The 14,102-nt window shown below is 60.6% G+C and carries 11 protein-coding genes; 4 read left to right on the top strand and 7 right to left on the bottom strand.

Annotated features, from left to right (window positions below; translation table 11 throughout):
* Nucleotide 1: 1 nt before the first annotated feature.
* The 4 genes from ftsZ (at nt 2) to NAV32_RS10905 (ending at nt 4,358) form a co-directional block, all read left to right on the top strand.
* Nucleotides 2-1,189 (top strand): cell division protein FtsZ, encoded by a 1,188-nt coding sequence (gene ftsZ, locus NAV32_RS10920; protein WP_256052820.1) that lies wholly within the window; start codon nt 2-4, stop codon nt 1,187-1,189.
* Nucleotides 1,190-1,300: 111 nt separating this feature from the next.
* Nucleotides 1,301-2,212: a UDP-3-O-acyl-N-acetylglucosamine deacetylase gene (gene lpxC / locus NAV32_RS10915; protein WP_256052819.1), complete on the top strand. Its 912-nt coding sequence runs from the start codon at nt 1,301-1,303 to the stop codon at nt 2,210-2,212.
* Between the two features lie 231 nt (nt 2,213-2,443).
* On the top strand, nt 2,444-3,334 hold the full coding sequence (gene rfbD, locus NAV32_RS10910) for a dTDP-4-dehydrorhamnose reductase (protein ID WP_256052818.1): 891 nt from the start codon (nt 2,444-2,446) through the stop codon (nt 3,332-3,334).
* A gap of 124 nt (nt 3,335-3,458) precedes the next feature.
* Nucleotides 3,459-4,358, top strand: a complete 900-nt coding sequence (locus NAV32_RS10905; RefSeq protein ID WP_256052817.1) for an AEC family transporter — start codon at nt 3,459-3,461, stop codon at nt 4,356-4,358.
* 199 nt (nt 4,359-4,557) lie between these two features.
* Here NAV32_RS10905 and NAV32_RS10900 read toward each other — a convergent pair whose 3' ends face one another.
* The 7 genes from NAV32_RS10900 to dusB form a co-directional block, all read right to left on the bottom strand.
* Entirely contained in the window at nt 4,558-5,298 is a 741-nt protein-coding gene (locus NAV32_RS10900) for a VC0807 family protein (protein ID WP_256052816.1), read from the bottom strand.
* A 119-nt stretch (nt 5,299-5,417) separates the two neighbouring features.
* On the bottom strand, nt 5,418-6,371 hold the full coding sequence (locus NAV32_RS10895; protein WP_256052815.1) for a lysylphosphatidylglycerol synthase transmembrane domain-containing protein: 954 nt from the start codon (nt 6,369-6,371) through the stop codon (nt 5,418-5,420).
* A 244-nt stretch (nt 6,372-6,615) separates the two neighbouring features.
* Nucleotides 6,616-9,384: a hybrid sensor histidine kinase/response regulator gene (locus tag NAV32_RS10890; RefSeq protein ID WP_256052814.1), complete on the bottom strand. Its 2,769-nt coding sequence runs from the start codon at nt 9,382-9,384 to the stop codon at nt 6,616-6,618.
* 111 nt (nt 9,385-9,495) lie between these two features.
* Entirely contained in the window at nt 9,496-10,785 is a 1,290-nt protein-coding gene (purD, locus tag NAV32_RS10885) for a phosphoribosylamine--glycine ligase (RefSeq protein WP_256052813.1), read from the bottom strand.
* A gap of 118 nt (nt 10,786-10,903) precedes the next feature.
* A complete protein-coding gene (gene purH, locus NAV32_RS10880) occupies nt 10,904-12,508 on the bottom strand; it encodes a bifunctional phosphoribosylaminoimidazolecarboxamide formyltransferase/IMP cyclohydrolase (protein WP_256052812.1) in 1,605 nt (534 codons plus the stop codon).
* A gap of 87 nt (nt 12,509-12,595) precedes the next feature.
* Nucleotides 12,596-12,916: a DNA-binding transcriptional regulator Fis gene (fis, locus tag NAV32_RS10875; protein ID WP_256052811.1), complete on the bottom strand. Its 321-nt coding sequence runs from the start codon at nt 12,914-12,916 to the stop codon at nt 12,596-12,598.
* On the bottom strand, nt 12,913-13,926 hold the full coding sequence (dusB, locus tag NAV32_RS10870) for a tRNA dihydrouridine synthase DusB (protein ID WP_256052810.1): 1,014 nt from the start codon (nt 13,924-13,926) through the stop codon (nt 12,913-12,915). Before dusB ends, fis begins: the two co-directional genes overlap by 4 nt.
* Nucleotides 13,927-14,102 lie beyond the last annotated feature (176 nt).

Raw genomic sequence — 14,102 nt, 5'->3', positions numbered from 1 at the left:
CATGTTCGAACTCGTAGATCATACCCCGCAAAGTGCAGTCATCAAGGTGATTGGCGTAGGCGGAGGCGGCGGCAATGCCGTCAACCACATGGTGCGCAACAACGTTGAAGGTGTGGAGTTCATCTGCGCCAACACCGATGCCCAGGCGCTGAAGAAAATCGATGTGCGGACCGTACTGCAGTTGGGCTCCGCGATTACCAAGGGCCTGGGTGCAGGCACCAATCCGGACATCGGTCGTCAGGCCGCGATGGACGACCGCGAGCGCATCGCCGAGGTGCTGCAGGGCGCCGATATGGTGTTCATCACCACCGGCATGGGCGGCGGCACCGGCACTGGTGCGGCGCCGGTTATCGCTTCGGTGGCCAAGGAAATGGGCATTCTCACCGTGGCCGTGGTGACCCGTCCGTTCCCGTTCGAGGGGCGTCGTCGCATGCAGGTTGCCGACGAAGGCATTCGTCAGCTGTCCGAGTGCGTCGATTCGCTGATCACCATCCCTAACGAAAAACTGCTGACCATCCTCGGCAAGGATGCCAGCCTGCTGTCCGCGTTCGCCAAGGCCGATGACGTGCTGACCGGTGCGGTACGTGGCATCTCCGACATCATGCAGCGTCCGGGGCTGATGAACGTCGACTTCGCCGACGTCAAGACCGTCATGGGTGAAATGGGCATGGCGATGATGGGTACCGGTTGCGCCACTGGCCCGAACCGCGCCCGTGAAGCTACCGAGGCGGCGATTCGCAATCCACTGCTTGAAGACGTCAACCTGCAGGGGGCACGTGGCATTCTGGTCAATATCACGGCGGGTCTTGACTTGTCCCTGGGCGAGTACGCGGCTGTTGGTGAAATCATCGAGGCCTTCGCTTCCGATGAGGCCACCGTCAAGGTCGGCGCCGTCATCGACCCGGAAATGACCGACGAGCTGCACGTCACTGTGGTTGCAACCGGTCTTGGCCCGCGCAACGAGAAGCCGGTCAAGGTTGTGGACAACACCGTGCAGACCGCAGCGGTCGCGTCGCAAGCTGCCTCGGCTCCTCGCCAGGATCAGGCTGCGGTGAATTACCGTGACCTGGATCGCCCGACCATCATGCGCAACCAGGCCCATGCTGCCGCTACAGCGGCCAAGCTGAATCCCCAGGAGGATCTCGATTATCTGGATATTCCGGCATTCCTGCGTCGTCAGGCTGATTGATTGGGTTTATCAGGACTATTGGTGTGATTGGTATTCAGCAAAGTGGGCTTCTGCTATGATCCCCGCCTTTGTTGGAAACCATTCGCAACAGCGCACTAGCGAAACCAGGCCATGATCAGACAACGCACCTTGAAGAACATCATTCGCGCCACGGGCGTCGGCCTGCATTCGGGGGAAAAGGTTTACCTGACCCTGAAGCCGGCACCTGTGGATACTGGAATCGTGTTCTGCCGCACCGACCTCAATCCGCCGGTACAGATTGCCGCGCGGGCCGAGAACGTCGGCGAGACCACCATGTCGACAACGCTGGTCAGCGGCGACGTCAAAGTCGACACGGTGGAGCACCTGCTCTCGGCGATGGCCGGGCTTGGCATCGACAATGCTTTCGTCGAACTGTCGGCATCGGAAGTGCCGATCATGGATGGCAGCGCTGGTCCTTTCGTATTCCTGATTCAATCGGCTGGCCTGCAGGAGCAGGACGCGCCGAAGAAGTTCATCCGCATTATCCGTGAAGTCACGGTGGAGGACGGCGACAAGCGCGCCACCTTCCTGCCGTTCGAAGGCTTCAAGGTGAGTTTCGAGATCGACTTCGACCATCCGGTATTCAAGGGTCGTACTCAGACTGCCAGCGTGGATTTCTCCAGCACTTCCTTCGTCAAGGAAGTCAGCCGTGCGCGAACCTTCGGCTTCATGCGCGACATCGAATTCCTGCGCTCGCACAACCTGGCCCTGGGTGGCAGTGTCGATAATGCCATCGTGGTCGATGAAGACCAGGTGCTTAACGAAGACGGCCTGCGTTACGAGGACGAATTCGTCAAGCACAAGATTCTCGATGCAATTGGTGATCTTTACTTGCTGGGCACAAGCCTGATCGGTGAATTCCGCGGCTTCAAATCCGGACATGCATTGAACAACCGTTTGCTGCGCACCCTGATGGAACAGAAGGATGCGTGGGAAATGGTGACCTTCGATGACTCCCAGACCGCGCCGATCTCCTACATGCGCCCGGCAGCTGCGGGCTGAGCAATACTCTCCTTCCTTTTTTCAAGGCCACCTTCGGGTGGCCTTTTTTTACGACTTGCTTTGAGGTGCGATAAATACTTGTCGCGGCGGGGAACAAAAGCCTTCAAAGCAGGCCTGAACGAGGCGCGCACCGCGCTACTCTGGCACTTACAGCCCGATGAGCGTGAGCCGAATCTGCTTTACAATTCCGCCTTCGCCATTGTTGGCGGCTTTCGATGAGGTGATGATCCGATGCGAGTCCTTGTATGCGGTGCCAGTGGCCAGGTCGGCCACGAGTTGGTAGACCGTGCCCATGTGTACGGTCTCGAGGCGCTGGGCATGACTCGGGAGCAACTGGATATAACCGATAAGCAGCGGATTGCGGAACTGGTTGGCCAGTTCAAGCCGGGGTTGCTCATCAACGCTGCCGCCTATACCCACGTTGATAACGCCGAAACACAGGCCGAGCAAGCCTATGCAGTCAATCGTGATGGCGTGGCCGGGCTGGCTGAGGCTGCACAGCAGGCGAATATCCCGTTGCTGCATATCTCCACCGACTATGTGTTTTCCGGCGAGGAGCAAAAAGCCTACCGTGAAACCGATCCGGTGGCGCCAACCGGTGTCTACGGTGCCAGCAAGCTGGCGGGAGAGGTCGCGATCCAGGGGGTGCTGGAGCGGCATGTGATCGTGCGCACCAGTTGGGTGTACGGCGTGCACGGCCACAACTTCGTCAAGACCATGTTGCGTCTTGGGCAGCAGCGTGACGCGCTGTCGGTGGTTGCCGACCAATTCGGTTGCCCCACCCAGGCGGGCAGCCTTGCCGAGGCGCTGCTGCAACTGGCTCAGCGCTATGCGCACGAAGGCACTCTGGCCTGGGGGCTTTACCACTACAGCGGTCATCCGCAATGCAGCTGGTTCGACTTTGCGCAGGAGATATTTCGTCAGGCTGCGGCAAGGGGCCTGCTTGTGAAGGTGCCGCAAGTGTCTGCAATCACGACCGCGCAATACCCTACACCCGCGCGCCGACCTGCCTGGTCGGTGCTGGACTGCACGAAGTTCGAGCAGACCTTCGGCATTGCCCCGCAAGACTGGCATGACGACCTGGCACGCGTTCTCGATACGCTGGCTGCCGCGAACGCCTGAAGGCCAGAGCTGGCCGGCAAGTATCGCAACATCATCGCGCTCTGGTGATCCCCGCCGCTGACAGGGGTATTCTTGCGAGCTTTTGCGGCGCGACACAAGGCGTGCCGATTGTGGAGAATCCTGCGTGAGCGTATTTCAGGCGATTGTGCCTATCTTCGGCTTGATCATGCTCGGCTATGTGTTGGGTTGGCGGCGCTGGCTGGCCGGCGAGGCGGCGACGGGTCTTGCCAATATCACCTTCAAACTGTTCATGCCGGCGATTCTGTTCACCGGCATTGCCCGGGCCGAACTCGGTGATGGCATGTCGCCGATGCTGCTACTGGCCTACTTCGGCCCGGTGCTGACGGTTTTTGCCGTGGTCGGGCTGGTTACCCACCGTCTGCTCGGACGCTCGTCAGCACTGGGATTGACCGCGGCCTATTCAAACAATGTCCTGGTCGGGATTCCCCTGGTAACCACGCTGCTGGGGGCGGCGAGCCTGGTCTATGTCTTCGCCATTCTGGTGTTTCACAGCCTGATCCTGTTTTCTCTGCAGAGTTTCTACAGTGCCTTTGGTTCGGGGCAGAAGGTCAGTGCCGGATCATTGCTGAAAAACCTGGCCAACCCGCTGATTGTCGGGTTGTTGTTGGGGGCGGCGCTGAATGTGTCCAGCCTGGATCTGCCGCAGCCGCTCTGGCGCATCGCCGACTGGCTGGCGCAGGCGGCATTGCCCTGTGCGCTGATCGTGCTGGGGCTCAGCCTGTCGCGCTATCGCCTGCGACCCAACATGACTGCACTGGCGCTGACGCTGGTCAAGCTGGGAGTCTTTCCGCTGCTGGTGTGGTACTTCAGCAGCCTGCTGCCTGGGCTGGGACAGGAGGCGCGGGCGGTTCTGGTGCTGTTGGCAGCCTGTCCGAGCGGCGTCAATGTGCTGGCCTTTGTGGCCAATGCGGAAGATACCCGTGCGGTCAGTTCGACAGTCTTTCTGTCCACCCTGCTGTCGGCTGCCAGCCTGCCAATGTGGATGTGGCTGATGGCGGCGTGAGAGGGTGTTTACAAATTACTGCGCCCGACCATGCTGCGTTGATCAGTCTGAAGATGCTTATATACAGCAGTACACCGCTTTTCCGGCTGATTGACTCGCTGCGCTCATCCTTCGGGCCAATCTTCGGCTGTTACTCCTGCTGGCCGTTGCGCCTTGTCTGATCGTCGCTCGCTACTTTGCAAACCCTCTATTAGGGCAGTCAGGATGGTTTGCCGGGCTGCCCGTCATGCGCGCCGGTGGCCATGATCTCTTCCAGGCGCAGTCCGGTTAGTCCGTGGATGGTGCGCCAGAGGTAATAGAAGATCGCCATCATCATCAGCATGCTGGGAATTGCGATCATCGGGTAGCTGAGCAGGGTCATGCGACCCAGTTCGGCATTGAAGGCTTCGCTGCCGGCCGGGCTGTTGACGATCCACTTGGCGAGAACGTAGTTCATGAAGGATGAAAAGAAGAAAGTGCCGCTGAGAAAGTAGGTGGCGCGCAGCAGTCGGGTCTCGAAGTGAGCCGTCTGGCCGTTGCGTTCGAGCTGCTCGTGCACCTTGTCGACGTTGAGCAACTTGGGGTTGTAGAGCAGCGTGCGGATCAGCGGGAAACGCGTACGTGTGGAGCCCAGGACGGCGATGCCGATAATGCCGGGGATGGCTGCTTCCTTGACGGCCAGCCATTGCGGGTCCAGTTGCAGCAGACCGATACCCCCAGTCAGCAGTACGCTGACCAGCCCCAGCAGGGCGATCCAGTTGAATTTGCGGTATTTCACCAGTTCGAAAAGGCCCCAGCCGAGTGGGAATGCCAATGCCAGCACCAGTGCGCCGTCTGCCCCCAGGCGTTCTTCACCGCTGAGCTTCATGAGGATCAGCGATGGGATCAGGATGCTGATCAGCAGATCGATCAGGGGGCGGGGCTTGTGCTCGGTCGGCTGACGGGTATGTGTGTCGGTCATCTGGGTCTTTTTCATTTCGGATAAGGGCGGAATCATCGCCTGTCGCCGAGGACTTGGCTATAGGGGCAATGGGGGTTCGGTGACATTCGGTTACCTGACCCATGCAAAGAGATTTCGCGTCAACGGCCTGACACTGAGCCCGGGTTGCGTTTTTCTGCCCATTGCGTGGTTTCGAATACGCTGACGACGAGAATCGCCAGGGCTAACGGAAGGATCAGATAAAAACCTCTGAATACGATCAGCGCGGCCAGTACATCGGCAGTATCCAGTTCCGGAAGTGCCGCCAGAAATGTCACTTCAAGTACGCCCAGCCCGCCCGGTGCATGGGACAGCAGGGCCAGCGAAAAGGAAGCGAGAAACACGGCGAGTACCACCAGATAGCCGGGATTGCTGTCAGGGGGAAGGGCGAAGTAGATGATTGCAGCGGCGCAGAGCAGCTCCAGCGGTGCCGCAATCAACTGCTTGCCGACGATCGGCAGACGCGGGTATTCGATCCGCCATTTGCCGATGTGAAACGGAGCCAGCTGCCGCCAGGAACCTATTACGTAAAGCCCGACCAGAGACAGCAGGGACAGGCCGATTGCAGTCGATACCCAGCGTTCGACATTGATCAGCCGGTCCAGCAGCGCCGGTTCCAGAAGCAATACCGTTCCACCGGCCAGCAGGGTGCCGAGCACAAAGGTCAGCGAGCAGAAGACGATCAGTACGCCGATCTCGTGTGGTGTGAGCCCTTTGCTGCGGTAGGCCCGGTATCGCAAAACCGCGCCGGAAAACACCGATGCACCTATGTTGTGTGCCAGCGCGTAGGTCGTGAACGAGCAGAGGGTGATGAACCACCAGGAGATTCGCTTGCCCAGATGGGCGATGGCTATTCGGTCGTACCAGGCGAGCGCGAAATAGGCGCCAAGTGTGGCAAGCCCTGCCAGCAACCAGTTGCGGTAGCTGATGGCTGCGAGGCTTTCGGCGAGTTCGGCCAATGACAGGGTGCGAATTTCCTGATAAAGCAGATAGCCGCAAAGCAGTACTGCAGTGATGCCGACCAGAGTCCAGGCGACATCGCTTCTTTTCATCATGCAGGGGCTCCTGGGCAATGGCTCGGTCTCGAAGCCGGGCTTGGGGCATCGAACGCACACCGCAAAATTCGACGTCGGTTTTTTATCGGCAGCGTTCAGGGCGTTTTGTTCAGTCTGTGCGGGTCGCTGAGATTCCGGCAGGCAGATGCTGTGCAGCAGTGGGCAGCTATTCTGCAAAGGGTGCTTTGAACCTGATTTTGCACCTGCCCGGAGAAGGGCAGGCAGCCCCGTAACAGCCAGGTCGTCAGCTGCGAGGCATGCGGTTATGCGCAGCCCAACGCTCGATCAGTTCGCGTAACTGGGACATTTCCACCGGTTTGGACATGTGTCCGTCCATTCCGGCCTTTCTCGCACGTTCTCGGTGCTCGCTGAGAATATGAGCCGTGAGTGCGATCACCGGTGTACGCGGCCGGTTTTCTGCGGCTTCCCAGGCGCGTAGCTGTGCGGTGGCCTCAAAGCCGTCGAGAACCGGCATTTCGCAGTCCATCAGAACCAGGTCGTAGTGCCGTGCCTTGATGGCCGCCAGTGCCTGCTGTCCGTCGCTGGCAGTATCGGGCTTGAGGTTGAGTTTGTTCAGCATGCCCCGAATGACCTTGGTCGAGATGCTGTTGTCCTCGGCCACCAGAATGCGGAAGTCCTCGGGTATCGAAGGTGCTTTGACTGAGGCGGGCGAGGGGCGTGTCACACGCCCGGCAAGCTCGTCAGCCAAGGTGGCTTTCAGGGTATAGCCGGCCACGGGTTTGGCAAGGATGCGCTTGATGCCGGCGTTACGCGCTACGATCTTGCTGGGTGAGCTGCTCATACCAGTGAGCATGATCAGCAGGATGTCGTGGTTGAGGCTGAAGTCTTCGCGAATCTTGCTGGCCAGCTGCATGCCGGTCATGCCGGGCATGCCCTGATCGAGCAGCACCACATCGAAATACTCATGCAGGTGGGCCTTGGTACGCAGCAGCGCCAGTGCCTCCTTGCCAGATGCGGCGGTGGTGACCTCCATGCCCCAGCCGCTGCACTGCTGTTCGAGCACTTTGCGGCAGGTATCGTTGTCGTCCACCACCAACAGGCGCGCGCCCGGCAGCGGGCCGTTCAGGTCGCTGCCGGGTTGCTCCAGCGGTTTGGCGGTGAGTGGCAGGCTGATCCAGAGCGTATTGCCGGTGACTTCGCCGGTCTGGATGCCGAACTCGCCATTCATCAGGTGCACCAGTTGCCGGGCAACGATCAGTCCCAGGCGGGCTCCGTATCCGGTGGCGGTGAGAAAGTCGTGGCTCTCCAGCTCGGCATTGAGCAGGGCATCGCACTCCTGAGCGTCCAGTGGATGGCCGCTGTCCTGAACAGTAATGCGCAGGCGTGTCTGTCCATCGGCTTCATCCACTGCCGCGACCAACAGGACGTCGCCTTCCTCGGTCTGCCGGAAGGCGTTTTCCAGCAGGCTCAGCAGCGTCTGGCGCAAGCGTGTCGGATCGCCGGCAACGATATGCGGCATCTGTGGCTGGATAAAGCTCACCAGCTCGACCTTCTGCTGTTCGGCCTTGGCGCGGAAGATGCTCAGGCTGTCCTCGATCAGCGCATTGAGGTCGAACTGCACATCTTCCAGCTCGATCTGGCCGGACTCCAGTTTGGATATATCGAGAATTTCATTGATCAGGTTGAGCAGTTCATTGCCGGAGCTGTGGATGGTCTGGACATAGTCGCGTTGCCTGGCTGACAGTTGGGTGTCCAGCAACAGCTCGCTCATGCCCAGCACTCCATTCATTGGCGTGCGAATCTCATGGCTGATACTGGCGAGGAAATCAGCTTTGGTTTTTTGTTCGGCGCTGGTGACAGCTTCGGCTGTGTGCCGGGTACGGTGGCTTGCCTGGATCTGGCGTTGGCGCTCATGGACGGCAAGACTGAAAAGCAGGCCGGCGCCTGTCGCCGCACTGAATACCACGGTGGACAACCAATCAGGATGGAGCTGATAGAAACCGAGCAGCATGGGCAGGACGAAGATGAAACTGGCGTCGAACAGCAGTATGCCGGCCAGCAGCAGGCGCGCTGGCCTATAGCCCTGGCGCCAGTGGTGCAGGGCGACGGCAGTGACGCTGATAGCGACGATCAGCAGTGTGACGTTGATCAGCCAGCCGAACCAGAACTGCTGAACGAGGGCTATGGTTGCGACCAGTGCGCTGATGCAACCGAGCTGCAGCGCGAGCAGGCGACTGACCCAGGCTTGGCGGCGCTGGTTGAAGAAATCCAGTGTGAAGACCAGCAAGGCAATACAGGCAATCAGCGCCGAGATATCGGCAATCAGGGCCTGACTGTAAAGCAACCCCGGCAGCCAGATTGCCAGCAGCCCGAGATTCGCGGGTGCACACAGCAGCAGGGCGCCATGCAGCACGGCAAGCCCCAGGTTGCTGTGGCTGGAGGTGCGGGCGAAACGCAACAGGTTGAAAAACATCAGCAGTGCCAGCGCACTGAACAGGCCGCCGAACAGATAGGCCGGACGTGCTCTTTCAATCAAGCCTCGCTCATCAAGCGTCTGGAACCAGGCCGTGATCGGGTGAGACGAGCTCAGGCGGATGTAGGCTTCACGCGTTTGGCCGTCATTGGGCAGGGAAAACAGATAGGCGCGCGTCGGCAGGGGGCGTGATTCAGGGGGGCGCAGTTCGCCGGTTTCAACGTGGCGCTCAAGCTGCCCGTCACGCAGCAGATAGAAATCCAGGAATTGCACGCGCGGTGCGAACAACCACAGCCAGTGGGGTTGTGAGAATGCCGGGAGGCTGACCTGCAGCCAGATCGCCTGATCGCTTGCTGGGGCACTATAGGAAAGCTTTTCAATACGTTGGAACAGGCTGCGCTGAGCCAGTATTTCGTTCAGCGTGAGGCGTTCGGACTGATCAGTCAGCATCCGCCAGTTATGCGGAGTTGTCGGTTCGCCTATCGCCGGGTTTTGCGTAACGGCAAAAGCGGGCAAAGCTGATGCCATAGCCAGAAAAAGGCCGAAGGCAAAGGCTATGACTACCCGAAGTCGGCGCACGGCGGAAAACCCTTCATCGGTAGGACGACCAAAATTATAGTCGCGTCGACGTGGCGCTGTAATGCGCGCAACGGCAAGCGATCCCGCCGTGCGCGCATGCTTTCTGACGCTTCAGTTCCGGCCTTGCTCGCGCGCGATGGCGCGGTAACCGATGTCGTGGCGATAGAAGTGACCATCCCAGTCGATACGGGCCGCGAGGGCGTAAGCGTTCTGCTGAGCTGCGCACACCGTTTCACCCATGGCGGTGGCGCAGAGCACTCGACCGCCTGCCGTGGTGATTTCGCCATTCTGCAGGGCGGTGCCGGCATGGAATACCTTGCCCTGTAGCTGTGCGGCGGCATCCAAGCCACCAATCACGGCACCCTTGGCGTAGTCACCCGGATAACCGCCCGCTGCCAGTACCACGCCGAGGCTCGGACGCGGGTCCCACTGGGCTTCGATCTTGTTCAGTGCCTTGGCCAGTGCGGCCTCGATCAGAAGGACCAGGCTGGATTGCAGCCGCAGCATGATCGGCTGGGTTTCCGGGTCACCGAAGCGGCAGTTGAACTCGATCACCTTGGGTGCGCCGTTGCCGTCGATCATCAGGCCGGCATAGAGGAAGCCGGTATAGACGTTGCCTTCGGCGGCCATGCCCTTGACGGTTGGCCAGATGACTTCGTCCATGACGCGCTGGTGCACGGTATCGGTGACCACGGGCGCAGGCGAGTAGGCGCCCATGCCGCCGGTGTTGGGGCCGGTATCGCCATCGCCGACGCGCTTGTGGTCCTGGCTGGTGGCCATCGGCAGCACGTTTTCACCGTCGACCATGACGATGAAGCTGGCTTCCTCACCGTCGAGGAATTCCTCGATCACCACGCGCGACCCTGCATCACCGAAGGCGTTGCCTGAGAGCATGTCGCGCACGGCTTCTTCGGCTTCACTCAGGGTCATCGCAACGATTACGCCCTTGCCGGCGGCCAGGCCGTCGGCCTTGATGACAATGGGCGCGCCCTTTTCGCGCAGATAGGCCAGCGCGGGCTCGACTTCGGTGAAGTTCTGGTAATCGGCGGTGGGGATCTTGTGGCGGGCCAGGAAGTCCTTGGTGAACGCCTTGGAACCTTCCAGCTGAGCGGCGGCGGCGGTGGGGCCGAAGCAGTCCAGGCCGCGCGAGCGAAATAGATCGACCACGCCGATGACCAGCGGTGCCTCAGGACCGACGATGGTCAGCTGTGCGTTCTGCGCGGCGAAATCCGCCAGCTTTTCGATATCCAGTACATCAATGGCGATGTTCTCGCACTTGGCCTCGGTCGCTGTTCCGGCATTGCCTGGTGCGACGAAAACCTTCTCGACACGCGGATCCTGCGCCACCTTCCAGGCCAGCGCGTGTTCGCGTCCGCCGCTGCCGATGATCAATACGTTCATTGTTCTTTCCCTGTGGAGGCGGGCCCGTGGCCCGCTCGGCGGATAAAAAAAGCGTTATCCGCCCTACGATGTCAGGCGTTCCCGCTAGGGTGGATGGCCGAAGCCATCCACCTGCGAATCAGTGCCGGAAGTGACGCATGCCGGTGAACACCATGGCGATACCGGCTTCGTCAGCAGCGGCGATCACCTCGTTGTCGCGCATCGAGCCGCCGGGCTGGATCACTGCAGTGATGCCTGCCTTGGCCGCGTTGTCGATGCCGTCGCGGAAGGGGAAGAAGGCGTCGCTGGCCATCACTGCGCCTGGTACTGGCAGGCCGGCGTGCTCGGCCTTGATCGCAGCGATGCGAGCGGAGTTGACGCGGCTCATTTGGCCGGCGCCGACGCCCACGGTCTGGCGGTTCTTGGCATAGACAATGGCGTTGGACTTGACGAACTTGGCCACTTTCCAGGCGAAGATCAAGTCATGGATTTCCTGCTCGGTGGGGGCGCGGCGGGTGACTACCTTGAGGTCGTCAGCGGTGATCATGCCGACATCGCGGCTCTGTACCAGCAGGCCGCCGTTGACGCGCTTGAAGTCCCAGCCCGGCGCGCGCTCGGCTGGCCACTGGCCGCATTCGAGCAGGCGCACGTTGGCCTTGGCGGCGACCACTTCGCGGGCCTCGGCACTGACGGATGGGGCGATGATGACTTCAACGAACTGGCGCTCGACGATGGCGCGGGCGGTTTCACCGTCCAGTTCGCGGTTGAAGGCGATGATGCCGCCGAAAGCCGATTCGCTGTCGGTGGCATAGGCCAGTTCATAGGCCTGGCGGATGCCGCCTTCGTCTTCCGGCACCACGGCCACGCCGCAGGGGTTGGCATGCTTGACGATGACGCAGGCGGGTTTGACGAAGCTCTTCACGCACTCCAGCGCGGCATCGGTGTCGGCCACGTTGTTGAACGACAGTTCCTTGCCCTGCAACTGGCGCGCGGTGGCGACGCAGGCTTCATCGGCGTGCTCGACGTAAAAGGCTGCGATTTGGTGCGGGTTTTCGCCGTAGCGCATGTCCTGCGCCTTGACGAACTGGGTGGTGAAAGTGCGCGGCAGCTGGCTACGGCCTTCGGTGGACAGCGTCTCGGCAGCCTGGTCGATGGTGCCCAGGTAGTTGGCGATCATGCCGTCATAGGAGGCGGTGTGCTCGAAGGCCTTGAGGGCCAGGTCGAAGCGCTGGGCGTAGGTCAGGCCGCCCTCGCGGAGATTTTCGATGATGCCGAGGTAATCGCCTGCGTTGACCACGATGGCGACATCCTTGTGGTTCTTCGCGGCGCTGCGAACCATGGTCGGCCCGCCGATATCGATGTTCTCGATGGCGTCGGGCAGGGTGCAGCCGGCCTTGGCCACGGTGGCGGCGAAGGGGTAGAGGTTGACCGCGACCAGATCGATCGGGTTGATACCGTGGTCGCTCATGACCGCGGCGTCCAGATCCCGACGACCGAGGATGCCGCCATGGATCTTCGGATGCAGGGTCTTCACCCGGCCATCCATCATTTCCGGAAAGCCGGTGTAGTCGGCCACTTCGACGGCGGCGATATCGTTTTCACGCAGCAGCTTGAAGGTGCCGCCGGTGGAGAGAATCTCGACGCCAAGGCTGGCGAGTTCACGGGCAAATTCAACGACGCCGGTCTTGTCCGATACGCTGATCAGTGCGCGGCGGACGGGAAGGCGGAGGGAATGATCGGTCATAACGGTTCCATCGAAGGTTTAGCCGCAAACTGCAAGTTACAAGGGAAAAGCGCTATCGCCTGCCGCTTGAAGCCTGTCGCCTGGGGCTCAAAGAAGGTCGTATTGCTTGAGTTTCTTGCGCAAGGTGCCGCGATTCAGGCCCAGCAACTCCGAGGCCTTGGTCTGGTTGCCCTTGACGTAATTCATCACGGTTTCCAGCAAGGGCGCCTCCACTTCAGAGAGCACCAGGTTGTATACATCCGTGACGTCGGCGCCCTCGAGATGGGCGAAGTAATTGTGCAGCGCTTTCTCGACACTGCCGCGCAGGGTCTGGCCTGCCTCGCTCGGTGTATTCAAATGCTGCTTGAGGTTTATGTTGTCGCTCACGGATGTGGTTCCAATAGCCAGTGTTTCGTTCAACAGCGTCATGCGGCCACCCCTGTTTCATCCCTTGAGTCAGGGTTGGTTCGGCGTTCCTCGAAGAAGGCTCGAACACTTGCGCACTGCGCGTCCCTGTTTTCCAGACGATTGAATCGGCTACGGTGCTCCCGTGCCCCCGGTTGTGTTGCGAGATACCAACTGACGTGCTTGCGCGCGATGCGCACGCCCATTACTTCTCCATAAAAGGCGTGCAGCGCCTCCAGATGATCCAGCAGTATCTGTTCGATCTCATCCAGGCCTGGGGCCGGTAGCAGCTCACCGGTAAGCAGGAAGTGGTCGATTTCGCGAAAAATCCAGGGCCGTCCCTGTGCCGCGCGTCCAATAAGCAGTGCATCGGCGCCGGTGTCCAGCAGCACTTGGCGCGCCTTGAGCGGCGAGTCGATGTCGCCATTGGCAAACACCGGAATCGATACAGCCTGCTTGATGCGGGCAATGGTTTCGTACTCTGCCGTACCCGTATAAAGGTCGGCGCGTGTGCGGCCGTGTACGGCCAACGCGGCGATGCCGGACTGCTCGGCGATCTGCGCCACCCCAAGCCCGTTTTTGTTCTGTCTGTCCCAGCCGGTGCGAATCTTCAGCGTCACCGGAACATCTACGGCGCCCACCACGGCTTCGAGAATCCGTGCAACCAGCAGCTCGTCCTTCATCAGGGCCGAGCCGGCCGCCTTGTTGCAGACCTTCTTTGCCGGACAACCCATATTGATGTCGATGATCTGTGCGCCCAGTTCGACATTGCGTAGGGCCGCTTCGGCGAGCATCTGCGGATCGCCCCCGGCGATCTGTACCGAGCGCGGCTCCGGGTCGCCATCATGCTGCATGCGCAGGCGCGACTTGCGACTGTTCCACAGGCGCACGTCGCTGGTCACCATTTCCGAGACCACCAGGCCGGCGCCCAGGCGTCGGCACAACTGGCGGAACGGCTGATCGGTCACGCCTGCCATGGGCGCGAGAATCAATCGATTCGGGAGAATATAAGGACCGATGCGTACCGCTGACATGAAGATTCCCTGCCTGGAGACTGCGATCGGGGGGTGTAAAAAAGGGTGTGCATAATACCCGCTCCGCATGGCAGGTTAAAGCTTGAGTTGAACAAAATCTGAACAATGACCAGCTTATCGTCGAAGGCCGGCTTGTCACGTTCGGGCGATGAGTGGCGGGCTGCAGCGGCGCCCGG

It is taken from the genome of Stutzerimonas stutzeri, assembly GCF_024448695.1.
In the GTDB taxonomy this organism is placed as follows: Bacteria; Pseudomonadota; Gammaproteobacteria; order Pseudomonadales; family Pseudomonadaceae; genus Stutzerimonas; species Stutzerimonas stutzeri_T.
Note: the sequence above shows the minus strand (reverse complement) of the source record. Positions and strands in the feature narration are given on the sequence as shown.